General features: G+C 65.7%; 21 protein-coding genes. 14 read left to right on the top strand and 7 right to left on the bottom strand.

The features are described from left to right. Positions 1-370 precede the first annotated feature (370 nt). Positions 371-2,167 carry an autotransporter assembly complex family protein gene (locus FIU85_RS16505; protein ID WP_254702929.1) on the top strand — a complete coding sequence of 599 codons (1,797 nt, stop codon included), beginning with the start codon at positions 371-373 and terminating at the stop codon, positions 2,165-2,167. Beyond that, entirely contained in the window at positions 2,167-6,423 is a 4,257-nt protein-coding gene (locus FIU85_RS16500; protein ID WP_152497664.1) for a translocation/assembly module TamB domain-containing protein, read from the top strand. Before FIU85_RS16505 ends, FIU85_RS16500 begins: the two co-directional genes overlap by 1 nt. 89 nt (positions 6,424-6,512) lie before the next feature. On the opposite strand, the gene FIU85_RS16495 is transcribed toward FIU85_RS16500, so the two are convergent. Continuing rightward, positions 6,513-7,439, bottom strand: coding sequence for a hydrogen peroxide-inducible genes activator (locus tag FIU85_RS16495; RefSeq protein ID WP_152497663.1), 927 nt, complete (start codon positions 7,437-7,439; stop codon positions 6,513-6,515). A 187-nt stretch (positions 7,440-7,626) separates the two neighbouring features. Here FIU85_RS16495 and katG point away from each other — a divergent pair, with 187 nt between their 5' ends. The 4 genes from katG to FIU85_RS16475 all read left to right on the top strand — a co-directional run bounded on the left by katG (position 7,627) and on the right by FIU85_RS16475 (position 12,283). Next, entirely contained in the window at positions 7,627-9,846 is a 2,220-nt protein-coding gene (katG, locus tag FIU85_RS16490) for a catalase/peroxidase HPI (protein WP_152497662.1), read from the top strand. 153 nt (positions 9,847-9,999) lie between these two features. Then, positions 10,000-10,554: a response regulator transcription factor gene (locus FIU85_RS16485; RefSeq protein ID WP_152493315.1), complete on the top strand. Its 555-nt coding sequence runs from the start codon at positions 10,000-10,002 to the stop codon at positions 10,552-10,554. Between the two features lie 2 nt (positions 10,555-10,556). Further along, the gene (locus tag FIU85_RS16480; RefSeq protein WP_152497661.1) at positions 10,557-10,958 is read left to right on the top strand and encodes a thiol-disulfide oxidoreductase DCC family protein; all 402 of its coding nucleotides are present in this window, start codon (positions 10,557-10,559) and stop codon (positions 10,956-10,958) included. Beyond that, positions 10,955-12,283, top strand: coding sequence for an AarF/ABC1/UbiB kinase family protein (locus tag FIU85_RS16475; RefSeq protein ID WP_152497660.1), 1,329 nt, complete (start codon positions 10,955-10,957; stop codon positions 12,281-12,283). The genes FIU85_RS16480 and FIU85_RS16475 overlap by 4 nt, the downstream gene beginning before the upstream one ends. 2 nt (positions 12,284-12,285) lie before the next feature. On the opposite strand, the gene FIU85_RS16470 is transcribed toward FIU85_RS16475, so the two are convergent. Continuing rightward, complete coding sequence (locus FIU85_RS16470) at positions 12,286-12,426, bottom strand: DUF2256 domain-containing protein (RefSeq protein WP_152493318.1); 141 nt, start codon at positions 12,424-12,426, stop codon at positions 12,286-12,288. A 220-nt stretch (positions 12,427-12,646) separates the two neighbouring features. Between FIU85_RS16470 and FIU85_RS16465 the strand changes: the two genes are divergently transcribed. From FIU85_RS16465 to FIU85_RS16455, 3 genes are all read left to right on the top strand, one after another. Next, complete coding sequence (locus FIU85_RS16465) at positions 12,647-14,227, top strand: ABC transporter substrate-binding protein (protein ID WP_152497659.1); 1,581 nt, start codon at positions 12,647-12,649, stop codon at positions 14,225-14,227. 88 nt (positions 14,228-14,315) lie between these two features. Then, complete coding sequence (locus tag FIU85_RS16460; protein ID WP_152497658.1) at positions 14,316-15,302, top strand: ABC transporter permease; 987 nt, start codon at positions 14,316-14,318, stop codon at positions 15,300-15,302. Further along, complete coding sequence (locus FIU85_RS16455; RefSeq protein WP_152497657.1) at positions 15,302-16,258, top strand: ABC transporter permease; 957 nt, start codon at positions 15,302-15,304, stop codon at positions 16,256-16,258. Before FIU85_RS16460 ends, FIU85_RS16455 begins: the two co-directional genes overlap by 1 nt. Positions 16,259-16,293: 35 nt before the next feature. Here the strand turns inward: FIU85_RS16455 and FIU85_RS22080 are convergent, their stop codons facing one another. Next, positions 16,294-16,467 (bottom strand): hypothetical protein, encoded by a 174-nt coding sequence (locus FIU85_RS22080; RefSeq protein ID WP_172978905.1) that lies wholly within the window; start codon positions 16,465-16,467, stop codon positions 16,294-16,296. Positions 16,468-16,658: 191 nt separating this feature from the next. Here FIU85_RS22080 and FIU85_RS16450 point away from each other — a divergent pair, with 191 nt between their 5' ends. The 5 genes from FIU85_RS16450 (at position 16,659) to FIU85_RS16430 (ending at position 22,699) form a co-directional block, all read left to right on the top strand. Next, positions 16,659-17,654, top strand: coding sequence for an ABC transporter ATP-binding protein (locus tag FIU85_RS16450; protein ID WP_152497656.1), 996 nt, complete (start codon positions 16,659-16,661; stop codon positions 17,652-17,654). Beyond that, the gene (locus tag FIU85_RS16445; RefSeq protein WP_152497655.1) at positions 17,651-18,616 is read left to right on the top strand and encodes an ABC transporter ATP-binding protein; all 966 of its coding nucleotides are present in this window, start codon (positions 17,651-17,653) and stop codon (positions 18,614-18,616) included. The genes FIU85_RS16450 and FIU85_RS16445 overlap by 4 nt, the downstream gene beginning before the upstream one ends. Before the next feature lie 231 nt (positions 18,617-18,847). Beyond that, positions 18,848-19,948: a TRAP transporter substrate-binding protein DctP gene (dctP, locus tag FIU85_RS16440; protein ID WP_152493323.1), complete on the top strand. Its 1,101-nt coding sequence runs from the start codon at positions 18,848-18,850 to the stop codon at positions 19,946-19,948. Positions 19,949-20,027: 79 nt separating this feature from the next. Beyond that, positions 20,028-21,338 carry a TRAP transporter small permease subunit gene (locus tag FIU85_RS16435; RefSeq protein WP_152497654.1) on the top strand — a complete coding sequence of 437 codons (1,311 nt, stop codon included), beginning with the start codon at positions 20,028-20,030 and terminating at the stop codon, positions 21,336-21,338. A 5-nt stretch (positions 21,339-21,343) separates the two neighbouring features. Continuing rightward, entirely contained in the window at positions 21,344-22,699 is a 1,356-nt protein-coding gene (locus FIU85_RS16430) for a TRAP transporter large permease subunit (RefSeq protein ID WP_152497653.1), read from the top strand. 129 nt (positions 22,700-22,828) lie between these two features. On the opposite strand, the gene FIU85_RS16425 is transcribed toward FIU85_RS16430, so the two are convergent. The 4 genes from FIU85_RS16425 to FIU85_RS16410 all read right to left on the bottom strand — a co-directional run bounded on the left by FIU85_RS16425 (position 22,829) and on the right by FIU85_RS16410 (position 24,452). Beyond that, positions 22,829-23,095, bottom strand: coding sequence for a helix-turn-helix transcriptional regulator (locus FIU85_RS16425; RefSeq protein WP_152497652.1), 267 nt, complete (start codon positions 23,093-23,095; stop codon positions 22,829-22,831). Continuing rightward, on the bottom strand, positions 22,983-23,369 hold the full coding sequence (locus FIU85_RS16420; RefSeq protein ID WP_254702928.1) for a hypothetical protein: 387 nt from the start codon (positions 23,367-23,369) through the stop codon (positions 22,983-22,985). The genes FIU85_RS16425 and FIU85_RS16420 overlap by 113 nt, the downstream gene beginning before the upstream one ends. Before the next feature lie 50 nt (positions 23,370-23,419). Next, positions 23,420-23,641 carry a hypothetical protein gene (locus tag FIU85_RS16415; RefSeq protein ID WP_152497651.1) on the bottom strand — a complete coding sequence of 74 codons (222 nt, stop codon included), beginning with the start codon at positions 23,639-23,641 and terminating at the stop codon, positions 23,420-23,422. 112 nt (positions 23,642-23,753) lie between these two features. Next, positions 23,754-24,452: a FadR/GntR family transcriptional regulator gene (locus FIU85_RS16410; protein ID WP_254702927.1), complete on the bottom strand. Its 699-nt coding sequence runs from the start codon at positions 24,450-24,452 to the stop codon at positions 23,754-23,756. Between the last annotated feature and the right edge of the window lie 19 nt (positions 24,453-24,471).

The following is a 24,471-nucleotide window of genomic DNA, read 5'->3' as shown; positions in this document are numbered from 1 at the left end:
TCCCTCTTCCCCCGATGGGCAACGTCCCTGCGACACGCGACCGTGCCTGCAACCGCCGTGCTGCAAGCCGCCTGAACACCGTTTCACGCGCCCCTGCGCCGACCTCCTCGCCCGCGGCGGCCCCCTCCGGCAAGAAAGCCCCCTGGCCTGCCGCAACGTCAACGGCAGTTCGGAAAATTTCCGCCGATACCCAATGCCATGGCGCAAATGTGCTCTATAAATGAACTTCGCGGGTGGGAATATGCCCAAACCCGTTCTAGTCTCTTGCCTGATGGGGGAAGCGGCCTGGTGATCGACAGGTCCTGCGCGTACCTTTTCCCGTCTTCACTGACGTGGGGCCGAAACGGGCCCCGGAAATGGAGCTGCCCTGTTGTTGCCGTCTCGTAGCGTTACGCCCTGGTTCGTGCTGGTTTGTCTGACTCTCGGCGTGCGTGCCGCCTTTTCCACCGAGGCCGCCGTCCAGGTCCGCGGTGGGCCTCAGGACATCGCGGAGTATCTCAGCAGGTCGTCCCTCACGGTCGAAACCGCGGATTCCGAGGACGCCACGGCGCAAGACATTCTCGCGGCCGCCCGTGCCGACTATGCCCGCATGGTCGGCGCGCTCTATGACGCGGGGTTTTACGGCGGTGTCGTCAGCATTCGCGTCGACGGCCGCGAGGCTTCCGACATCTCGCCCATCGCCGGCCCCAACCGCATCAACCGCGTCGACGTGATCGTTCAGCCCGGCCCGCCCTTCACCTTCTCGCGCGCCGCTATCGGCCCTGTGGCTCCCGAAACCGAACTTCCCGAAGGCTACGCGCGTGGACAGCCCGCCGCCGCCACGGTCATCTCGGACGCGGCCGAGGCCGGCGTCACCGGCTGGCGCGAGGCCGGCCACGCCAAGGTAGAACTCAGCGGCCAGTCGATCACCGCCGATCATCGCAATGCCACGCTCGCCAGTGACATCCGTCTTTCGCCGGGCCCACGCCTGCGCTTCGGCGATCTGGTGATCACCCGCCCCAGTGCCGTGCGGGCCAACCGCATCCGCGCCATCGCCGGCCTGCCCTCGGGCAAGGTTTTCTCGCCGGAAGAACTCGATGACGCCAGCCAGCGCCTGCGCCGCACCGGCGCCTTCCGCTCGGTCGTGCTGAACGAAGCCGCCGTGCCCAACCCCGACGGCACGCTCGACATCCAGGCCGAAGTGATCGACGCCAAGCCGCGCCGCATCGGCTTCGGCGCCGAAATCGCCTCGCTCGAAGGCTTGACGCTCAGCGGCTTCTGGCTCCACCGCAACCTTTTGGGAGGCGCCGAACGCTTTCGGATCGAGGGCGAGGTCGGCGGCATCGGCGGCGACTCGGGCGGTATCGACTACCGCCTGTCTGCCCGGTTCGAACGTCCCGCAACCTTCACGCCCGACACCACGGCCTTTCTCGAAGCACGCATCGAGGAACTGGACGAAGAGGAATACCGCCAGACCACCTTCGAAATCGGCGGCGGTGTCTCGCACATCTTCTCCGACGAGTTGGAAGGCGAGCTTGGCATCGCCTACCAGTATGCCGAAATCGACGACGACCTCGGCTCGCGCACCAACCAACTTCTGCTGCTCCCTGGCAAGCTGACCTTCGACAATCGCGACGACGCGCTCAACGCGACCGAAGGGTTCTATGTCGGGCTCGAAGCCACACCGTTCCTGGCGCTGGATGCAGGCGATCCCGCTTTCCGTCTCTACGCCGACGCGCGGACCTATGTGGGCTTCGGCGAAAACGATACGATCGTGCTGGCCGGGCGCACCCAGCTGGGTTCGGTGACCGGCGCATCTCTGCTCGACGTACCACCCGACATGCTGTTCTTCTCCGGCGGGTCCAACACCGTCCGCGGCCAGCCCTATCAATCCCTTGGCGTGGATCTCGGCGGCGGCAACACCAGTGGCGGGCGGTCGTTCCTCGCCGTGTCGGGCGAGTTGCGCGCCCGCGTTGCCGACAGCTGGCAGGTGGTGGGCTTTGCCGACACAGGCTACGTGGGCCGCGACAGCTTCGGCTCCGGCACCGGCGACTGGCACTCCGGCGCGGGTTTCGGCGTGCGCTACGATACCGGCATCGGCCCGATCCGCTTTGACGTGGCCACGCCGCTCGACGGAGACGCGGGCCAGGATTACGAGTTCTATATTGGTATTGGTCAGGCATTCTGATGCGCGTTCTGCTTTCTCTTCTTTTGATGGTCCTCACGCTTGGCCTGGCCGCACCCGCTCTGGCACAGGATCAGGCCGAGGAGGACAAGTCCTTCATCGAGGATTGGCTGCAGGATAATCTCTCCGGCGCCGGCCGCGACGTGACCGTCACCGGCTTTCGCGGCGCGCTGTCGTCCAATGCCACGCTCGAGTCGCTGACCATCGCCGACGAGGACGGCGTCTGGCTGACCCTTCGCGATGCCTCGCTTGTGTGGTCCCGGTCCGCCCTGCTGCGCGGCCGGCTCGAGGTCGACGAACTGACCGCCGCCGAAGTCATCCTCGAACGTCTGCCCTCGGGTGGCGAATCCGTCAGCCCCGACGACGCCGAGGCGACCCAGTTCGCCCTGCCCGAATTGCCGGTCTCGGTGAATGTCGAACTGGTTCAGATCGAGACGGTCGAACTTGGCGAGTCCGTTCTCGGCGAACCGGCCCGGCTGTCGCTGGAAGGCAGCGCCAACCTTGCCGACGGCCAAGGCGCCGCAAACCTCGCCATCCAGCGACTGGATCGTGAAGACAGCCTTACCTTCGAAGGCTCGTTCGAGAACGAAAGCCGCGTCCTGGCCCTCGATCTAGATTTCCAGGAAGGACCCGAAGGCATCGTCTCCACCCTGCTCGGCATTCCCGATACGCCTGCCCTGCGCCTGCAGGTGGCCGGCGACGCTCCGCTGTCGGATTTCTCGGCCCGCATCCTGCTCAGCTCTGACGGACAAGAACGCTTCGGCGGCACGGTCAATGTCGGCGCCATCGACGGCGACGACACCCAGGGCTACACCTTCGCCGCCGACCTCGACGGCGACCTGCGCCCGCTCTTCGAAGAGCAGTTCCAGCCGTTCTTCGGCGAGGCCACCGCGCTTGCCGTCTCCGGCCAGTCGCAGTCCAGCGGACGTCTCGTGCTCGACGAGCTTTCCATCCGGTCCGAGGCGCTCGAGCTTCAGGGCAACCTGGCCCTCTCCGCCTCTGGCTGGCCCGAAACCATGCAATTGCAAGGCCGCATCGGCAGCGACGACGGAGAGGTGGTCCGCCTGCCCGTATCCGGCGCGCCCACCACCCTTCAGAACGCCCGCCTCAACGCCAGCTTCGACGCCGCCGAGGACGATGCCTGGCAGGCCGAGGTCCAGATTGTCGATCTGCTGCAGGACGGGCTGAGCGTGGATCGCGCCACGCTCTCGGGGACCGGCCGGATCACCGACGCCCCGGACAGATCGTTTTCCGGTGACCTGAAATTCAACGCCGAAGGCGTGGATCATTCCGATCCCGCATTGGCCGAGGCCATCGGTACCGCGCCCTCGGGCACGATGACCCTTGCGTGGCAACAGGACCAGCCGCTGGTCATCGACGCGCTCGACGTCGAAAGCGGCAACGTCACCCTCACCGCCGATGGTGAACTGGAAAGCCTCGAAGACGGCTTCCCCTTCACCGGCAGCGCCACGCTCAACGCCGCCGACCTCTCGCGCTTCGCCGCCATCTCGAACCAGGACATTTCCGGTGCCGCCAACGCAACGCTCGAAGGCACCGGCACCCTCCTGGGCGGCGCGTTCGACATCGAACTCGAGGCCGAAACCAACGACCTTGCCATCGGACAGCCCCGCCTTGATCCCCTGATGACCGGCCAGGGTACGCTGGCGCTCGCCGCGCGCCGCGACACCACCGGCACCGTGCTGGAACGCCTGACCATCCAGACCCAGGCCCTCGCCGCCAACGCCTCGGGCCGGCTCGACTCGAACGAAGGCCAGCTGGATATCGAGGCCCGGCTGCAAAACGTCGCCCAGGTCGAGCCCACGCTCTCCGGCCCGGCCACCCTGACCACCTCGATCAACTGGAACTCTGGCGACGCGCTCAACATCTCGGCGCTCGAGGCCACCCTGGCGGACGCCACGCTGACGGGCAGCGGCGCGGTCTTCCCCGAAAACCCCAACCTGCCTGCCGAGGGCAAGATCACGCTGGCGGCGACGGACCTGTCGCGCTTTGCCCAACTCGCCGGCCGCGATCTGGACGGCGCCGCGACCGTTGTGCTCGAAGGCTCCGGCCGCATCCGCGGCGGCGCGTTCGACATCGTGCTTGACGCCGAAACCAACGACGTCGAAATCGGCGAGCCGCGTGTCGACGCTCTGATGGCCGGCGCGGGCACGCTCTCCGTCGCCGCGCAGCGCGACACCGACGGCACCGTGCTGGACCGCTTCTCGGTGCGCACTCCTGCACTCGAGGCCGACGCCTCGGGACGGCTTGATTCCGACGATGGCGAACTGACCGTAAAGGCCGCCATCGCCGAACTTGCCCGGATCGAGCCGCGCATGTCCGGCCCCGCCACCCTCGACGCCGCCGCGACCTGGGAAAAAGGCGGCGCCGTCACCATCTCGCGCCTCGACGCCTCGGGCGCCGGCACGACGCTCTCGGCCACCGGCGCGGTCTTCCCCGAGGACACGCTGCTGCCGGTCGAAGGCCAGATGACCCTCAACGCCAGCGACCTGTCGCGCCTCGCGCCGCTCCTGAACCGTCCGCTGACCGGCAGCCTCGACATGACCCTCGAAGGATCGGGACAGGTTCGCGGCCGCACCCTCGACATCACCACCGATATCGATGGCTCGAACCTGCGCACCGGCATCGCCCAGCTCGACCAGCTGATCGCCGGCAGCATCGACGCCCGCGCCTCCGTCGCCCTGGGCGAATCCGCGCCCGGCATCCGCTACATCGACATCCAGACACCCCGCGTGACCGTCGACGCCGAAGGCAGCGGCCCCGGCGCGCCGGTCAACCTGTCGGCACGCCTTGCAGACCTTGGCATTTTTGTCCCCGAATTCCCCGGCGCGGTCTCGGCCAACGGCACGATCACCATCGTCGACCGGACCGGCGAACAGATCCGCCTGTCGCTCGACGCGTCCGGCCCGGGCGGCACCAATGCCCGCGTCAACGGGTCGATCAACGGGTACGGCAACAGCCTCGACATCGACGTCAACGGCTCCGCGCCCCTGGCGCTGGCCAACCCGTTTCTTGCGCCACGTTCCATCACCGGCCTCGCCAACTTCGACCTCAGCGTCAACGGCCCGCCCGCCCTGAATTCCCTGTCGGGTGTGATCAACGTCTCGAACGGCCGGCTCGCCCTGCCCAGCCTCTCGACGGCCATCACCGGCATCGGCGGCGCCGTGCGCCTCGCCTCGGGCCGGGCCGAGACCGACATCACAGCCTCCATGGGCACCGGCGGCAATTTCCGCGTGCGCGGCCCGATCACCCTGTCCGCCCCCTTCAACGCCAATCTCGAAGCCGCGCTCAACGATCTTGTCGTCACCGACCCCGACCTCTACACCACCACCCTGTCGGGCCAGGTCGGCATCAACGGCCCGCTCACCGGCGGCGCGACCATCGCCGGCATAGTCAACCTGGGCCGCACCGAACTGCGGGTCCCCTCGGGCAGCGGTACGCGCTCGCCGGGCGACATCCCCGAGATCACGCATATCGGCGAGCCCGCCGCAGTGCGCCAGACCCGGACCCGCGCCGGCATCATCGGCCAGGACCGCGACGGCGCTCCCGTTGTCTTTCCGCTCGACCTCGTAATCAACGCCCCCAACCGGATCTTCGTGCGCGGCCGCGGCCTCGACGCCGAACTGGGCGGACGCGTCCGCCTTCAGGGGACCACGGCCGATGTGGTGCCCAGCGGCCTCTTTGAGCTCATTCGCGGACGGCTCGACATTCTCGGCCGCCGCCTCGAGCTGACGGAAGGGGTCATCGACCTGCGCGGCGCGCTCGACCCCTACCTGCGCTTCGTGGCCGAGACGGAAAATGACGGCATCCTTGTCCGCACCATCATTGAGGGCCTGGCAAGCTCGCCTTCCGTCAGCTTCGAATCCGTCCCCGACCTGCCCCAGGACGAGGCCGTCGCGCGGCTGCTCTTTGGGCGCGGACTCGAAGACATCTCGGCCTTCCAGGCAGCCCAGCTTGTCGCCGCCGCCGCCACCCTGTCAGGCCAGCGCTCGGGCGGTCTGGACATTCGCGGCGCCCTTGGCCTCAGCGACCTCGACGTGTCGACCTCCGAGGACGGTGCAACCCAGGTCACCGCCGGCGCCTACCTGTCGGAAAACCTCTATTCCGAGGTCACTGCCGACAGCGAAGGCAACCAGGAGATCAACCTGAACCTCGACATCGGCCGGAACGTCACCGTCAAGGGCTCGACCAGCACCACCGGCAATACCGGCGTCGGCATCTTCTTCGAAAAAGACTACTAAAGCGTTTCGCGATAATCCTGAATCACAGCTTTTCGCGAAACGCAGCACAACAGCCGATCGTCGCACGCGTTTCGCCTTTCGCCGATAGCTCAGGTTAGAGGCAAAACGCTTTGAGCCGCCTCGGACGGTTCGGCCCCCTCCGGCGCCAGCAGGTCCGCGATGGCCCGAAACCGATCGGCCAGCGGGCTGGTCCTGCGCCACACCATGCCGACCTGCCGCTTGGGCTGCGGGTCGCTGAACCGCGCCACCGACACCGGGGCCGACCGGGTTTCCACCGGCACCGCCATCTCGGGGATCAGGGTAATGCCCATGCCCGCGCCCACCATCTGAACCAGCGTCGACAGCGATGTGCCTTCCAGACCGTCGCGCGGCCCGCCGCCCGGAATGTTGCAAAACGCCAGCGCCTGGTCGCGAAAGCAATGTCCTTCCTCCAGCAGCAACAGCCGCCGCTCGTGCAGGGCCGTCACCTCCGGCACCGGCGCCTCCGCCTCGGCCTCGGGCCGCACCAGCATCATCGGCTCCTCGAAGATCGCGCATTCCTCCAGCGACCGCTCCGACACCGGCAGCGCCACGATCGCCAGGTCCAGCCCGCCCTCGCCCAGTTCCGCGATCAGGCGCGGCGTGATGCTCTCGCGCACCTGCACGTCCAGGTCGGGAAATTCCGCGCCCAGCCGCGTCAGGAATCGTGGCAAAAGGTAAGGCGCAATCGTCGGGATGACTCCCAGCCGCAGCCGCCCGCTCAGCCCTTCCTGCGCCTTGCGCGCAAGGTCCGACAGCTCATCGACCGACCGAAGGATCTCGCGCACGCGCGCGGCGAACTCCGCGCCGAACCCGGTCAGCCGCACCTCGCGCGTGGTGCGCTCGAACAGCGCCGCCCCCGCCGCCGCCTCCAGCGCCTTGATCTGCACCGACAGCGCCGGCTGGGTCACCGCGCAGATCTCGGCGGCCTGCCCGAAATGGCCCGTCCGGGCCAGCACCTCGAAATAGCGCAACTGTTTCAGCGAAAGGTTTTTCATAAGAAATATTTATCAATCCAATCAATAATTGCAACTTATTCTCATTGCATTGCCTTGCTATGGTCCGCCCGGAGAAGCGATTCCCGCGTTGCATCGCGCGCGGCAATGCTTACGTCTTCTCACGAAGCAATCGGCCCGGATCACGCGCATCCGGCAACGTCAGACAGCAAACCCTGGGAGAGACTCTATGGACGGCAACGATCTCGAAAATTCCGGCAAATGCCCGGTCATGCATGGTGCGACGCGGTTCAGCGTCCAGTCCAACCGCGATTGGTGGCCGAACCAGCTGAACCTCAAGATCCTGCATCAGAACACCCCTGAATCCGACCCCATGGGCCCGGACTTCAGCTATGCCGAAGCCTTCAAGGGCCTCGACATGGAGGCGCTGAAAAAAGACCTGAAGGCGCTGATGACCGACAGCCAGGACTGGTGGCCCGCCGACTATGGCCACTATGGCGGCTTCTTCATCCGCATGGCGTGGCACTCGGCCGGCACCTACCGCACCTCTGACGGTCGCGGCGGCTCGCGCTCGGGCACCCAGCGGTTTGCCCCGCTCAACAGCTGGCCAGATAATGGCAACCTCGACAAGGCCCGCCGCCTGCTGTGGCCGATCAAGCAGAAATACGGCAACGCGATTTCCTGGGCCGACCTGATGATCCTCGCCGGCAACATGGCGATCGAAGACATGGGCGGCCCGATCTTTGGCTTCGGCGGCGGGCGCAAGGACGTGTTCGAACCCGAGGAAGACGTCTATTGGGGTTCGGAAAAAGAGTGGCTTGCCACGTCCGACAAACCCAACAGCCGCTATTCCGGCGACCGCAAGCTGGAGGACCCGCTGGCCGCCGTGCAGATGGGCCTGATCTACGTCAACCCCGAAGGCCCCGACGGCCAGCCCGATCCGCTGGCCTCGGCCCGCGACATCCGCGAAACCTTCGCGCGTATGGCGATGAACGACTATGAAACCGTCGCGCTCACCGCCGGCGGCCACACCTTCGGCAAGGCGCACGGCGCTGGCGACCCCTCGCATGTGGGCAACGAACCCGAGGCCGGCGCGATGGAGGCCCAGGGCTTCGGCTGGCTCTCGACCTACGGCTCGGGCAAGGGCCGTGACGCCATCACCTCGGGCATCGAAGGCGCCTGGACGCCCAACCCCACCAAGTGGGACATGGGCTATTTCGACGTGCTGTTCGGCTACGAGTGGGAACTGGTCAAAAGCCCCGCCGGCGCGTGGCAATGGCAGCCCAAGGACCAGAAGCCCGAGGATATGGCCCCCGATCCCGAGGACCCCTCGACCCGCAACCAGCACATCATGATGACCACCGCCGACATGGCGATGCGCATGGACCCCGAGTACGAGAAGATCTCGCGCCATTTCCATGCCAATCCCGACGAGTTCGCGGACGCCTTCGCCCGCGCGTGGTTTAAGCTGACCCACCGCGACATGGGCCCGCGCAACATGTATCTGGGCAACGAGGTACCTGACGAAGTGCTGATCTGGCAGGATCCGGTGCCCGAGGTCGATCACCCGCTGGTCGACGAGGCGGACGTCAAGACGCTCAAGGCCAAGATCCGCGATTCCGGTCTGTCGGTCTCCGAACTGGCCTACACCGCGTGGTCCTCGGCCTCGACCTTCCGCGGCTCGGACATGCGCGGCGGTGCCAACGGTGCGCGTATCCGTCTGGCCCCGCAAAAGGACTGGGAGGTGAACCAGCCCAAGCAGCTGGCGAAGGTTCTGAAGGTTCTGGAAGGCATCAAGGCCGATTTCGACGCGTCGGCCTCGGGTGGCAAGAAGATCTCGATGGCCGACCTGATCGTTCTCGGCGGCAACGCGGCGGTCGAAGCGTCGGCCAAGGCGGGCGGTCATGAGGTCACCGTGCCCTTCACCCCGGGCCGCACCGACGCCACCGACGAGATGACCGACGCCGAGTCCTTCGAGATCATGGAGCCGCAGGCCGACGGGTTCCGCAACTACCTCTCCGGCGACTTCACGGTTTCCGCCGAGGAACTGATGATCGACCGCGCGCATCTGCTGGGCCTTTCGGCGCCGCAGATGACCGTTCTGATCGGCGGGTTGCGTATGCTGGGCACCAACTACGGCGGCACCGCGCATGGCGTCTTTACCGACCGTCCGGGCACGCTCAGCAACGACTTCTTCGTCAACCTGATGGACATGGGCACCGTCTGGGAAGCCACCGATGACAAGGGCATGACCTTTGTCGGCAAGGACCGCAAGACCGGCGACAAGAAGTGGGACGCGACCCGCTGCGACCTCGTCTTCGGCTCCAACTCGCAGCTGCGCGCCCAGGCCGAGGTCTATGCCCAGGCGGACAATGGCGGCAAGTTCGTCAAGGACTTCGTCAAGGCGTGGGCCAAGGTGATGGATGCGGACCGGGTGCAACCGGGCTAAGCCATTGCCGAAACGTGCAAAAACAGACGGCGCTCCGGGTCACCCCGGGGCGCCGTCGGCATTTCGGGCCACGCCCTGCGCAAACTGTCGCACCCCGGCCCCGGCGGTCATCCAACCGCGCCGCCCGCACGTATCACGTGCAGAGAGGATGATATGAAACAGCTACCCAAAGACACCACGCTCCTGATCGTCGAGAATGACGACGTCTTCCGCGAGCAATTGTCCAAGGTCATGGCCAGCCGCGGCTTCGATCCGATCCCGGTCGGCACCGTGGCCGAGGCCGCCGCCGCGATCGAGACCCGCCAGCCGGCCTTTGCCATCATCGACCTGCATCTCGGCCAAGGCTCCGGGCTCGAGGTCATCGAGATGCTCAAGAAACAGCGCAAATCGGCCCGCGCCCTTGTCCTGACGGGCTATGGCGACACGCCCACGGCCGTCGCCGCCGTGAAACTGGGTGCTGTCGACTATCTCGCCAAGCCCGCCGACGGCGACGAGATCGTCGATGCGCTGCTTGCCGCCGAAGGGGTCCAGCCGCCCGCGCCGGAAAACCCGATTTCGCCCGAAGAGGCCAAGCGCGTGCACATTGAACGCTTCCTTGAACGCACCGACGGCAACATCACCAAGACCGCCGAGTTGCTGAACATGCACCGCCGCACCCTCCAGCGGATTCTCAAACGCGCGCCCGATCTGGGCAAGGACGCGGGCTGACCGTGACGGGCGAAAACGATCCCCGACTGACGGTCTATTACGACGGCTCTTGCCCGCTCTGCCGTGCCGAGATCGGTTTTTACCGCAAACGCGACCGGGCAGGCCGCATCGCCTTCACCGACATCTCGCGCAGCGCCGACGATCCGGCACCCGACCTTGACCGCGAGGCCGCAATGGGCCGCTTCCACACCCGCCGCCCCGATGGCACTCTGGTGTCCGGCGCCGCCGGCTTTTTCGAGGTTTGGAAGCGCCTGCCCGGCTGGCGCCACCTTGCCAGGCTGTCACGCATCCCCGGCGTCGTGCCGGTGGCCGAACTGGCCTACCGCGCCTTTTTGCGGCTGCGCCCGGCGCTTGTCCGTCTCCTCGGCCCTCGGCTGGAAGACCGCACCGAGGGCACGCGATGAACGATCAGAACCCGCCTGACCGCAAGCGCGCCGCGCGCGTGCCCACCGGGCGGTTTTCGCGCATGGCCCGCACCGGCGGCATGGCGACCGCGCTGGCGGGCAACGTCGCCACCCGCGGCGGATGGGACTTGCTGCGCGGCCGCAAACCCCGCCTGCAGGACCTGCTGATGACACCGTCCAACGTCACCCGCGTGGCCGACCATCTGGCCAACATGCGCGGCGCCGCCATGAAGGCGGGTCAGCTTCTGTCGATGGAAACCGCCGACATGCTCCCGCCCGAGCTGGCCGAAATCCTCGCCCGCCTGCGCGCTGACGCGCAATTCATGCCGCCTTCGCAGCTGAAGAAAGTTCTGGCCGCCAACTGGGGCCGCGATTTCCTGCGCCATTTCAAACGCTTCGACGTACATCCCATCGCCGCGGCCTCCATCGGGCAGGTCCACCGCGCACAGACCCGCGATGGCCGCGACCTTGCGATCAAGGTGCAATATCCCGGCATCCGCGACAGCATCGACAGCGACATGCGCAACCTCGGCCTGATCCTGCGCCACTCCGGCATGATGCCCGCCAGCTTCGACACGGACCGGATGCTAACCGACGCGGCGGCGCAACTGCACGAGGAAACGGATTACACCCGCGAGGCCGCCGCCCTCACCCGTTTCCGCGCCCACCTTGCCGACGACAGCGATTTCATACTGCCCGAGGTCCAGCACGACCTCAGCACACGCGACATCCTAGCCATGACCTATGTCGAAGGCCAGAGCATCGACGCCGCCGCCGACATGGACCAGCCCACCCGCGACCGCATCGCCACGGCGCTCATCACGCTCACCTTGCGCGAGCTGTTCGAGTTGCACGACATGCAGACCGACCCCAATTTCGCCAACTACCGCTACCAGCCCGACACGGGCCGTATCGTCCTTCTGGATTTCGGCGCGACGCTTCAATTCGAGCCCGAGCGCGTGGGCAGCTATCGCGCCCTCTTCAACGCCGCGCTCAGCGGCGACATGGACGCCGCCTGGGACGCAATGATCGCCATCGGCCTCGTCGGCACCGACACCACCGCCACGGACCGCGCCCATATCCTGCGGCTTTTCGAACTCGCCGCCGAACCCTTGCGCCAGGGCGGCACGCTCGATTTCGCCACCTGCGGCCTCTTGGCCCGCCTGCGCCGCGAGGGGCTGCTTCTGGCCGACGAGCAGGTCGATATCCATGCGCCGCCCACCGACACGCTCTTGCTGCAACGCAAGGTTCTGGGCTGCTATCTGCTGGCCGAACGGCTCCGCGCCAGGGTCGATCTCGACCCGATCCTTGCGCGTTTCGCCTGATTTCAGCCCCGCGCCCGCTTGCAGCGTTCCGAGCAATAGCGCACCTCGTCCCAGACCTTCTCCCACTTCTTGCGCCAAGCGAAAGGCCGCCCGCAGGCCGCGCAAACCTTGGTCGGCAAGTCCGATTTCCGCCGCATCTTCATGGTCTTCGCCGTTCCTCTTCCACAGGGCTCCGCAGGCCAACGATAGCCCGTATCGCCCGCGCGTCACCCCGCATCCACGCCCGTCCTGCCGGTTTCGCCTTCCGTTTTTCAAGTGACGTGAAGGCATCTTCCCATTCGTTTGCTTGCAGAGCCGGAACACTAAGTTATGTTTTCGGGATCAGCCCGAGGATCAACCCGGGCGATATCCAGGGAGATATTCATGAAAACCAAGACAGTCCTTGCCGCCGCACTTCTCGCTTCCACGGCGATGACCGGCGCCTCGGCCGAAACGCTGCGATGGGCCCGCGCGGGCGACTCGCTGACGCTCGACCCCCACGCCCAGAACGAAGGGCCGACGCACACGCTCTCGCACCAGATCTACGAGCCGCTGATTATCCGCGACCACTCGGGCGAGTTCCAGGCCGCTCTGGCGACCGACTGGGCGCCGAAAGAGGACGACCCGAACGTCTGGGTCTTCACCCTGCGCCAGGGCGTCACCTATCACGACGGCGCCGACTTCACCGCCGAGGACGTGGTGTTCTCGATCAACCGTGCCAAGTCCGAAACGTCCGCGATGAAGGAACTCCTGACCTCGATCAAAGAGGTGCGCGCCGTTGACGACCACACCGTCGAGTTCGTCACCGACGGCCCCAACCCGATCCTTCCGGCCAACCTCACCAACCTTTTCATGATGGACAAGGGCTGGGCCGAGGAAAACGACGCCGTCGCCGTGCAGGACGTGGCCGGCGGCGAAACCACCTTCGCCTCGTCCAACACCAACGGCACCGGCGCCTTTACCCTGGTCAGCCGCGAACCCGACGTGAAGACCGTGCTGGAAGCCAACGAGAATTACTGGGGCAAGGACGAGTTCCCGCTCGACGTGACCGAAATCGTCTATACCCCGATCCAGAACGCCGCCACCCGCGTGGCAGCACTCCTGTCGGGCGAGGTCGACTTCATCCAGGACGTTCCGGTGCAGGACCTTGGCCGCGTCGGCGACACTGACGGCCTCGTGGTCAAGACCGCGCCGCAGAACCGGGTGATCTTCTTCGGCATGAACATGGGCGCCGACGATATCGAGAATGACGACGTCGATGGCGCCAACCCGCTGGCCGACGCCAAGGTGCGCAAGGCGATGTCCATGGCCATCAACCGCGACGCCATCAAGCAGGTCGTCATGCGCGAGCAATCCCAGCCCGCGGGCATGATCGCCCCGCCCTTCGTCAACGGCTGGAACGAGGAAATGGACAGCAGCGCCACCACCGACATCGAGGCCGCCAAGGCCCTGATGGAAGAGGCCGGTTATGGCGACGGGTTCAGCATCCAGCTCGACTGCCCGAACGACCGCTACGTCAACGACGAGGCGATCTGCCAGGCCGCCGTGGGGATGCTGGCGCAGATCGGCGTCACCGTGAACCTGGATGCCAAGCCCAAGGCACAGCACTTCCCGCTGATCGAGAACGGCGAGACCGATTTCTACATGCTGGGCTGGGGCGTTCCGACCTACGATTCGGAATACATCTTCAACTTCCTCGTCCACACCCGCGGCGACGAACGCGGCAGCTGGAACGGCACGGGCTATTCCAACCCCGATCTTGACGCCAAGATCGTCAGCCTCGCCTCGGAAACCGATCTCGAGGCGCGCAACGCCACGATCAACGAGATCTGGCAGGTGGTTCAGGACGAACAGCTCTACATCCCGATCCACCACCAGGTGCTGAACTGGGGCATGACCGACGCGGTCGGCACCGAGGTCAGCCCCGAGGACGATCCCAAGTTCAAATTCTTCGAGATGAACTAAGCCAATCGCGGGCGGCCTTCCGGGGCCGCCCGCCTGCCGTCACAGCCAGAAGAATAACAGTGCGTGACGACCGCTTCGGGGACGAAACATGCTAGCTTACATCATCCGGCGCGTGGCCCAGTCCGCGCTCGTGCTACTCGTGGTGGGCCTCGTGGCCTTTGCCATGTTCCGCTTTGTCGGTGATCCGGTCGACAACATGCTTGGCCAGGAACGCACCGTCGCCGATATCGAGCGCCTGCGCTCCGAGCTGGGCCTCGATCAGAATTTCGTTTTCCAGTACTACAAGTTCCTGACCAACGCCGTTCAGGGCAATTTCGGACTCAGCTATCGCCAAGGGCGGCCCGTGGCCGACATCTTGATCGAACGCCTGCCCGCCACACTGGAACTGGCCTTCGTGTCGGGGCTGCTGGCGCTGATCGGCGGCATCGGGCTTGGCATCTATACCGCGATCCGAAGGCGCGGGATTTCGGCCAATGTCATCATGACGCTGTCGCTGATCGGGGTCTCGCTGCCCACCTTCCTGATCGGCATCCTGCTGATCTATGTCTTTTCGGTCGAGCTTGGCTGGCTGCCCAGTTTCGGACGCGGCGAGGTCACCTGGGTCAACGGCTGGTCCACCGGGTTTCTGACGAAATCCGGCCTTCAGGCGCTGATCCTGCCGGCAATCACACTGGGCCTCTACCAGATGACCCTGATCATGCGGCTGGTGCGGACCGAGATGCTCGAGGTGCTGCGCATGGACTATATTCGCTTCGCCCGCGCCCGCGGCATCCGTGAACGCGCGATCAACTTCCGCCACGCGCTGAAGAACACTTTGGTGCCCGTCATCACCATCACCGGGCTTCAGCTGGGCTCCATCATCGCCTTCGCCATCATCACCGAAACGGTGTTCCAGTGGCCCGGCGTCGGGCTCTTGTTCATCAACGCGATCCAGTTCGTCGATATCCCCGTGATGGCCGCCTACCTGATGATGATCTCCGTCATGTTCGTGGGCATCAACCTCATCGTCGACATGCTCTATTTCGCCATCGACCCGCGCCTGCGCGTGGACCGTAGCGCTGCAGGAGGCCACTGATGACCGATACCCCCGTCACACCCCCGGCGCCGAAAGTGCGCGACAGCCGCTTTCGCCGCATCTGGGACAGTGATTTCATGTGGTCCTTCCGGCACGCGCCGGTGGCCATCGCCTCTTTCGCGGTGGTGCTGATCCTGATCCTGTCGGCGGTCTTCGCGCCGCTCATCGCGCCGTTCGATCCGTTCAACCCCGGCTCTCTGAACCTGATGAACGGCTTCACGCCACCGGGGCAGGCCAACGCCTTTACCGGCGATACCTTCCTGCTGGGCACCGACGACCAGGGGCGCGACGTGTTCTCGACCATCCTTTACGGGATGCGCATCTCGCTGTTCGTGGGCTTCGCGGCGGTCTTCCTCGCCATGCTGATCGGCGTCACGCTCGGCCTCATCGCGGGTTACGTGGGCGGCTGGACCGAGACGATCATCATGCGCATCGCGGATGTGCAGCTGACCTTTCCGGCCATCCTTGTCGCGATGCTGATCTTCGGCATCGCCAAGGGCATCACGCCGCCCGCCTATCGCGACCAGATGGCTCTGTGGGTGCTGATCCTCGCCATCGGCCTGTCGGACTGGGTGCAGTTCGCCCGCGTGGTGCGCGGCACGACGCTGGTGGAAAAGAACAAGGAATACGTGCAGGCCGCCCGCCTGATCGGCCGCTCGCCCTTCATCATCATGCTCAAGCATATCCTGCCCAACGTGCTGAACCCGGTGCTGGTCATCGCCACGATTTCGCTGGCGCTCGCCATCATCGCCGAGGCGACGCTCAGCTTCCTCGGCGTCGGCGCGCCCCCCACGAAACCCTCGCTCGGCACGCTCATCCGCATCGGGCAGGAGTTCATGTTCTCGGGCGAATGGTGGATCCTGCTCTTCCCCGCGGGCACCCTGCTGGCGCTGGCGCTGTCGATCAACCTCCTGGGCGACTGGCTGCGCGACGCATTGAACCCGAGGCTGAGATGACTGCGCTCACGCTCATCCCCGGCACCGGTGCGGCGTCAGCCCTCCGTGCCGTCAGTGTCGCGCGCGTCGGTGCACCAGCGGTCCTCGACGATGTGCCATTCGACATCGCCATCGGTCGCGTGGATGGTCACTTTCGCCTCTTCCGAGGTCACCGCCTCGGGCCCGATCATCGTCAGGAACAGGGCGAAGGCTTCGCTGGTCAGGCACATGGGCACTCTCCTTTTTCTGCGTGGTCGCCCTCTCCGGCACGGGCCTCGCACGGCCTCTGCCGCCTTCTCGCCATGGCGTCTTACCATCGTGCGGCGGCGCTGCATGACCAATCGTTAAGATACAGCACGCTCCCCTCCTGTCCCGAAAAACGTGGACACAAGCCCGTGAGACAGACGAAAGACGCAACCGCATGACCGACACACCCGTCCTTTCCGTTCGCGACCTGACCGTGGAAATCCCCACCCGGCACGGCATCCTGCGCCCCGTGGATCACGTCAGCTATGACATCCGCGCCGGCGAAATCCTGGGCGTGGTGGGCGAATCCGGAGCCGGCAAATCCATGACCGGCAACGCCGTGATCGGCCTGCTGGACCCGCCCGCCCGCATCACCGGAGGCGAGGTACTGCTCAAGGGCGAGCCAATCCACGACATCCCGCGCGCCAGGCTGCGCCGCCTGCGGGGCAAGCATATGGGCATGATCTTCCAGGACCCGCTCACCTCGCTCAACCCGCTTCTGACCATCGGCGACCAGCTGACCGAGACCATCACCGAGCACCTGAACGTGGGCCAGGACGAGGCCCGCAAACGCGCCATCGCGGCGCTGGACGAGGTCGGCATCCCCGCCGCCTCGGCCCGCATCGGCAGCTACCCGCACGAGTTCTCCGGCGGGATGCGCCAGCGCGTGGTCATCGCCCTTGCCCTCTGCGCGGAGCCGGAACTGGTCATCGCCGACGAGCCCACCACCGCGCTCGACGTTTCGGTCCAAGCCCAGATCGTGGCGCTTCTGAAGCGGCTCTGCCGCGAGCGCGGCGTGGCCGTCATGCTGGTCACCCACGACATGGGCGTCATCGCCGAGGCCGCCGACCGCGTCGCCGTCATGTATGCCGGCCGCCTGGCCGAACTTGGTCCCGTGCGCGAGGTCATCACCAACGCCCATCATCCCTATACCGCGGGACTCATGGCCTCGACCCCGCTCGCCAGCGTCGGCCAAAAGCGCCTGAAACAGATCCCCGGCGCCATGCCGCGCCTCGGCGCGCTGCCCGACGGCTGCGCCTTTCATCCCCGCTGCGAATACGCGCAGGACAAGTGCCGCCGCGAGCCCGGCCCCAGCCTTCAGGCCTGCGATGGTCGCGCGGCCTGCTGGTTCCCGCTCGGCACCACGCAAAAGGAGGACACCGTCGCATGAGCGCCCTGATCTCCATCCGCAACCTCACCCGCCGCTTCGACGTCTCGAAACCCTGGCTGAACCGGGTGATCGAACGGTTGAACAAGGCCTATCTGACCGCCGTCTCGGACGTGTCCTTCGATATCGAGGAAAACAGCGTCTACGCGCTGGTCGGCGAAAGCGGCTCTGGCAAGTCCACCATCGGCAAGATCGTCGTCGGCCTCACCCCGCCGTCCGAGGGCAGCGTCGAGATCAACGGCACGGACCTCGCCACCGAAACCGACGCGGCCAAGATCGAGGCGGTACGCGACGAGATCCAGATGATCTTTCAGGATCCCTACGCCTCGCTCAACCCGCGCTGGCGGGTGCGCGACATCATCGCCGAACCCGTCGCGGCCAAGGGCGGCGACACCTCGGGGCTGGCCGAACGCCTGCTGGAACAGGTCGGCCTGTCAGCGGCGGACGCCTCCAAGTACCCGCACGAATTCTCGGGTGGCCAGCGCCAGCGGATCTGCATCGCCCGCGCGCTCGCCTCGGAACCCAAGATCATCGTCTGCGACGAACCCACCTCAGCGCTCGACGTCTCGGTGCAAAGCCAGGTCCTCAACCTCATGTCCGACCTGCGCGAGGAGTTCGGCCTCACCTACCTCTTCATCAGCCACGACCTCACCGTCGTGCGCCACATGGCCGACCGCATCGGCGTGCTTTACCTTGGCCGGCTGGTCGAGGAAGCGCCCCGCGACGCGCTCTTCTCCGACCCCAAACACCCCTACACCCAGATGCTGTTCGACGCGGCCCCGCGCATGGATGCCTTCGGGCGCGAGGTCGATCCCCCCAAGGGCGAGATCCCCGACGCGATCAACCCGCCGTCGGGCTGCGCCTTTCACCCGCGCTGCCCCATCGCCATCGACAGGTGCAGCAAGGAACGCCCCCAGATGCGCCAGCTGGGCCAGACCCGCGTGGCGTGCCACCGGGCAGAATAACACAGCACGAGTTTCCCGCTTGTCACGCGACAGTCCGGGCGAATTCTGCGTCAGGCGCGGCTCCAAAAGGCCGTGCCAAACCGCGCGGTCCGCAGGTCCGCGCCAGGCGACCGGCTCGACTTTACCACATATTGGAAAAATCACTTTACCAATTTGGCGGTTTTCCAGTACGCTCGGCCTGGCTGGACCCTAGGCAAAAATGGGGCCGGCCCACGAACTGGGAGGAATCACATGACCAACAAACTGACCACGCGGCGCAATGCGCTGCGCACCATTGCCGGTGCAGGCGCCGCCACGCTGGCCGCACCGCATATCGCCGGGGCGCAGGCCAACGGCACCACCTGGAAAATCCAGACAAGCTGGCCCGGCGGCGCCGGTCTGCAAATCTTCAAGGACTGGTGCGGCACCATCGCCGAAAAGACCGGCGGCGAGCTGACGTTTCAGCCCTTTGGCGCGAACGACGTCGTCGGCGACTTCCAGCTTTACGACGCCGTGAAAAACGGCGTTCTGGAGGCGGTGAACCCCTTCACCATCTACGCCCAGGGCATCATCCCGGCCGCGACGTTCCTGACGTCCATTCCGCTGGGGATGCGCAACCCGCATGAATTCGACGTGTTCTATTACGGCCTGGGCGGCATCGACATCGCGCGCGAACTTTACGCGGCGCAAGGCCTGCACTTCGTCGGCCCCGTGCACCACGGCCCGAACATCATCCACTCCAAGGTGCCGATCCGCTCGATTGACGACTTCGCGGGCCGCAAGATGCGCCTGCCCGGCGGCATGGTGGCCGAGATATTCAACGAGATCGGCGCCGAAACCACCGTTCTGCCCGGCTCGGAAATCTTCCCGGCGCTGGAAAAAGGCACCATCGACGTGGCCGACTATGTGGGTCCGGCGGTGAACTACGCCCTCGGCTTCAGCCAGGTCACCGACTATATCGTCATGGGCCCTCCGGGCTTCATGTCGCTGTACCAGCCGGTCGACACCATGGACATCACCGTGGGCATGGACGCGTGGGAGGCCCTGTCGCCCGAGATGAAGCAATTCGTCGAGATGGAAACCCACGTCTATTCCGACATGCACCACGCCGCGATCCAGGCCGCCGACCAGGAAGCCTGGGAAAAGTTCGAGGCCGACGGCACCGAGGTCACCCGCCTTTCACAAGACGACGTGGCTCTGATGACAGAGGTCGCCGTGCCGATCTGGTTCGACTACGCCAACCGCGACCCGCAGGCCGCGCGCGTCTTCAAGATTCAGCTTGATTACATGCAGTCCGGCTCGCTGGGCTATGTCGACCCGGCCCTGACCGAGGGACTCGAGCTCAAGCTCTGATCCCCCGACCGATCCGCCGCCCGAGGGCCCCGCGCCCCCGGGCGGCATTTTTCAACGCTTTCAACGAGTGAGGACCGCAATGCCGGGGCTCAGCTTCACGCTGCCGCATTGGCTGTACTGGGTGGGACTGATCGTCTTCCCCATCATCGCGATGATCCTGTCGCGCCGACCACAGCCCGAAGAGAAACGCTATACCCTGCCGCTGGCCTACATGATCGCCGTCACCGGCGGCATCCTCGGCCTGCACCGCTTTTACCTCAAAAGCCTGTGGGGCCTGGTCTTCATTCCGATCTTCCTGTTCATTCTCTACGCCAACGCGCAGACCCAAGAGGCCCGCACCATCCTGTCGGGCTTCGACAACGATCTGCGCGTCGCCCAGCGGGTGATCGACCGCGAACAGGGCCGCGTCGAAGAGGCCCGCGCCGACCTGCCCGACCTTCAGGCCGCCTATGACGAGGCCGAAGAAGGCAGCTTTACCCAACGCGCCGCCGAGCGCCGCCTGAATCGGGCGAAGGAAACGCTCGACAGCGGTGCCGCAAGGCTTAAAGAGGCGCAGGCCACGCTGGAAGAGATCCGCCCGCAGCAAGTGGAGGCGTTCCGCACCCGCGCCTGGTGGGACAACGCCGCAGGCTATGCGTTCTACGCCATCCTCGCCCTTCTGGCGATCGACCTCGTGCTGATGCCAAGGCTGGTGCGCCGCGCCAACGAAAAGATTCCGCCCGAGGAGGTGTCCGACACCGAAAAGGCCCTTGCCGCCCACGAGGCGGAGGAAAACCCAAAGCACGACAGCGACTATGCCGAGAACTGGATCGACCGCCTGTCGCTCTTCTGCGGGGAATTCGTGGCCTATTGGGCCGTGATCGCCGTCTTCGTCTATTATTACGAGGTGCTGGCCCGCTACGTCTTTGGCTCGCCCACCAACTGGGCGCACGAGGCGATGTACCTGATGTTCGGGATGCAATACCTGATCTCGGGCGCCTACGCGATGCTGACCGAAACCCACGTGCGCGTGGACATCTTCTATGCGCCGATGCGGAAAAAGAACAAGGCGTGGGTCGACCTGCTGACCTCGATCTTCTTCTTCATCTTCGCCGGCACGCTCTTGGTCACCTCATGGATCTTCGCCATGGACGCCATCGCCGTGCCGTCCGGCAACGCGGTCGTGTCCGACTGGGCGCGAGGCCAGATCACCTTTGGCGAGATGGTCTCGGGCTTCGGTCTGAACCAGTGGACCGATCCCAACATCCGCTGGGGCGAGATCAGCTTCAACGAATGGGAAGTGCCGCTCTGGCCGATGAAATGGGTCATGGTCATGGGCGGGCTGCTGCTCGTCCTGCAAGGCATCTCGAAACTGTCGAAAGACATCCGTGAAATCGCACGGGGGAACTGAGGCTCATGGGTATTGAAATCGACATCGCGTGGCTCACGCTCATCATGTTCGGCAGCCTTCTGGCGCTGCTCATGGCGGGCCTGCCACTGGCCTTCGTCACCGGCGGTCTGGCCTGCGTGTTCCTGTTCATCCTTGGCGATGAACGCGCACTCAACATCGTGCCAAGCCGCATCTTCCCGCTGATGACCAACTACCAGCTTTCGGCGATCCCGCTCTTCATCTTCATGGCTGCCATGCTGGAAAGGGCAGGCATCATCAACGACATGTTCGACGTGATCTACAAGGTCATGGGCGGGCTGAAGGGCGGACTGGCTGCGGCCACGATCATCGCCTCGACGATCCTCGCCGCCATGGTCGGCGTGATCGGCGCGGCAGTCGTCACCATGGGCATCATCGCCCTGCCGGCAATGCTGAAACGTCACTACGACCCCAAGATCGCCATGGGCTCGATCATGGCCGGCGGCACGCTGGGCATCCTGATCCCGCCGTCGATCCTTGCCATCATCTACGCCGTGGTGGCCGAACAATCGGTGGGCGAGCTGTTCATCGGCGCGGTCATCCCCGGCCTGATGCTCTCGGGCATGTACATCGCCTATGTGGTCATGCGCAGCTATATCAACCCGGCCCTGGGTCCGGCCATCCCGGTCGAAGAGCGCGTCTCGAACAAAGAGAAGGTACAGCTCATCGGCAAGATGGCCGCTCCCATCGTCCTGGTGATCGTGGTGCTCGGGATCATCTTTTCCGGTGTGGCCACCCCGGTCGAGGCCGCGGGCATCGGCACCTTCGGCGCCTTCATCGTGGCGGCCATCCACCGCAAGCTCGACTGGCCCACCATCCGCGAGGCCTGCACCACCACGCTCAAGGCCAGCGCGATGGTCATCTGGATCATGTTCGGCGCCACAATCTTCGTCGGCCTCTACGTGCTCGAAGGCGGACAACAGTTCGTGCAGGACGCGCTGGCCGCCACCGGCCTCGGCCCTTGGGGCATCCTGATCCTTATGCAGATCCTGCTGGTAATCCTCGGCATGTTCCTCGACTGGGTCGGCATCCTGCTCCTCTGCGTGCCGATCTTCGTGCCGATCATCAAGGCGCTGGGGGCCGCCGCCTTTGGCCTCGACAGCCCCGAGGACCTGGTGCTGTGGTTCGGCGTGCTCTACCTCGTGAACATGCAGATGAGCTTCCTGTCGCCGCCCTTCGGCTACGCGCTCTTCTACCTGCGCGGGGTGGCACCGCCGGAAATTCCGATGTCGGACATCTTCAAATCCGCCCTGCCCTTTTTGTTCCTGCAAATCGTCGGGCTGGTGCTCTGCATGGTCTTCCCGCAGATCATCACCTGGCTGCCCAGGCTGATCTACGGCTGATCGCGAAACGGTCCCCGCCCCGCGCGGGGGCCGACCTCCAACCTGAACCCCAGGCTAGCCCAGCACCTCCGCCACCAGCGGGTTCGGGAACCGTCGCTCCAGCGTCACCGAGCGGCAATTTGCACACAGTCACACGTCGCTGGCCCTCGACGTTTCCACCAGCCCGGCCCCAAGCGCGAACCAGACCATCTGCGCGTCGGTCTCAAGGCCCGGCACGCCCTTGATCTGGTAGTGATTGTTTCGCACCGTCTTGACGCTGATCGACAACGCGTCGGCAATCTCTTCAGCCGGCCAGCCGCTTGCCAGCAGGCGCAGGATTTCCGTCTGGCGCGTGCTCAGCTCGTCCAGGCCCGTGCCGGTGCCGGCAATCCGGTCCTGCGCGATTGCCTCGATCACATCCGGTGATCATCCGCTGGTCGAACCGGATGTATGTGCCCGGCGCCATCACGCCCAGAAGCTTGATCGACGTCATCTCGGCATAGAGCGGGTCACCCACGCGCGGCTCCATGTGATAGTTCCGCTCCAGCACATAGCTGGCCCGCGTCAGCGTCGTCTGGGTGTCGCTCCGGGCGGTCCGGTACGCATCCGCCGCCGCCAGGCCAAGCGTGATCGCGGCCGCCAGCGCCGTCACCAGCCAAAGCGTGAAGACCAGTCGAAATCGCAGGCTCATGTCGCTTCCTCCCTGAACGGGCTGCCTCCAAGGATCGGGCAAACCGGCCGTCATGTCTCGGGCAATTTGCCCGACATGCACCGAAAATGGACGATAACCTCCTGGCCCAGGCGCCGCGAAAGCCCCTCGCCGATCGTGCGCGACGCCAGGTCGACCACGCCGCCCGGGGCAAAGGGCACGAGAATGGTGATGGCGCGGTTCGGATAATCCTCCTGCGCCGCCGCGCCGGTCGCAATCATCGCCGCAAGCGCGGCTCCCAGCAATTTCTTCATGGTGTTTCACTCCTCCCATTGTGCGGCCCCTTCGAGCCGCCTGACCGATCGGCCCGAACGACCGATCGTATTCAGCGTCCCGCCCGGCATCGCCACAGGCCCGGCAGGAAACTCAGAAATCTCCGAACAACCGGACGGATACCGCCTTGAGATGCGCGCGCATCAGCGCCTGGGCGGCGTCGGGGTCGTGATTGGCGATGGCCTCCGCGATGCGCCTGTGCTCGTCGAAGCTGCCATGATCGCGCGACGGCTTCGGCGTCTGCCGCTGCACCGCGCCCCACGTGACCGAGCGGCGTATCGAATTGAGCCTGTCGAAGATGGCGACCAGCGGGATGTTGTCGGTGGCCTCCGAAATCGCACGGTGAAAATCATCGTCGGCGGCCTCGTAGGCGTCCCAGTAGCCCGCCGCGTGGGTCGCGCGCTCCGCTGCGGCGATCCGGTCCAGGGCCTCGGCCGAGGCATTCATCGCCGCCTCCCGCGCGATGGACGGCTCGATTGCCAGACGTGCGGCCATCATCTTGACCGGCGTGGTGCGCCGCGACAGGGCCAGCGTGGTGTCCGCCTGCTCTTCCGCGCTGTCGGGGTCGGACATGAAGGTGCCCTTGCCGACGTGCCGCCAGATCTTTCCCTCGTCTTCCAGGTCCTGAAGCGCATTGCGCAGCGCCGCGCGGTTCAGGCCCAGCTCGTGCAGCAGCGCCCGCTCGGACGGAAGACGGTCGCCCGGACCGAAATTGCGCTCCTCGATGAAGGCGCGCAGCCGGGTTGCCGCCGCCTCGTTGTCAGCCGTCCGGATTTGAGTAGTCTCGTCCACGCCCATCCCGATCAATTTT

Source organism: Roseovarius sp. THAF8 (assembly GCF_009363735.1).
Classification (GTDB): Bacteria; Pseudomonadota; Alphaproteobacteria; order Rhodobacterales; family Rhodobacteraceae; genus Roseovarius.
This window is presented reverse-complemented; position numbering and strand designations above follow the sequence as displayed.

Bases quoted from the DNA above. Each gene is read 5' to 3' on its own strand.
- FIU85_RS16470 (WP_152493318.1), bottom strand. From the start codon at position 12,426: ATGAAGATGCGGCGGAAATCGGACTTGCCGACCAAGGTTTGCGCGGCC.
- FIU85_RS16465 (WP_152497659.1), top strand. From the start codon at position 12,647: ATGAAAACCAAGACAGTCCTTGCCGCCGCACTTCTCGCTTCCACGGCG.
- FIU85_RS16445 (WP_152497655.1), top strand. From the start codon at position 17,651: ATGAGCGCCCTGATCTCCATCCGCAACCTCACCCGCCGCTTCGACGTC.
- dctP (WP_152493323.1), top strand. From the start codon at position 18,848: ATGACCAACAAACTGACCACGCGGCGCAATGCGCTGCGCACCATTGCC.
- FIU85_RS16420 (WP_254702928.1), bottom strand. From the start codon at position 23,369: ATGAGCCTGCGATTTCGACTGGTCTTCACGCTTTGGCTGGTGACGGCG.
- FIU85_RS16475 (WP_152497660.1), top strand. From the start codon at position 10,955: ATGAACGATCAGAACCCGCCTGACCGCAAGCGCGCCGCGCGCGTGCCC.
- FIU85_RS16455 (WP_152497657.1), top strand. From the start codon at position 15,302: ATGACCGATACCCCCGTCACACCCCCGGCGCCGAAAGTGCGCGACAGC.
- FIU85_RS16485 (WP_152493315.1), top strand. From the start codon at position 10,000: ATGAAACAGCTACCCAAAGACACCACGCTCCTGATCGTCGAGAATGAC.
- FIU85_RS16460 (WP_152497658.1), top strand. From the start codon at position 14,316: ATGCTAGCTTACATCATCCGGCGCGTGGCCCAGTCCGCGCTCGTGCTA.
- FIU85_RS16435 (WP_152497654.1), top strand. From the start codon at position 20,028: ATGCCGGGGCTCAGCTTCACGCTGCCGCATTGGCTGTACTGGGTGGGA.
- katG (WP_152497662.1), top strand. From the start codon at position 7,627: ATGGACGGCAACGATCTCGAAAATTCCGGCAAATGCCCGGTCATGCAT.
- FIU85_RS16495 (WP_152497663.1), bottom strand. From the start codon at position 7,439: ATGAAAAACCTTTCGCTGAAACAGTTGCGCTATTTCGAGGTGCTGGCC.
- FIU85_RS16430 (WP_152497653.1), top strand. From the start codon at position 21,344: ATGGGTATTGAAATCGACATCGCGTGGCTCACGCTCATCATGTTCGGC.
- FIU85_RS22080 (WP_172978905.1), bottom strand. From the start codon at position 16,467: ATGTGCCTGACCAGCGAAGCCTTCGCCCTGTTCCTGACGATGATCGGG.
- FIU85_RS16415 (WP_152497651.1), bottom strand. From the start codon at position 23,641: ATGAAGAAATTGCTGGGAGCCGCGCTTGCGGCGATGATTGCGACCGGC.
- FIU85_RS16450 (WP_152497656.1), top strand. From the start codon at position 16,659: ATGACCGACACACCCGTCCTTTCCGTTCGCGACCTGACCGTGGAAATC.
- FIU85_RS16500 (WP_152497664.1), top strand. From the start codon at position 2,167: ATGCGCGTTCTGCTTTCTCTTCTTTTGATGGTCCTCACGCTTGGCCTG.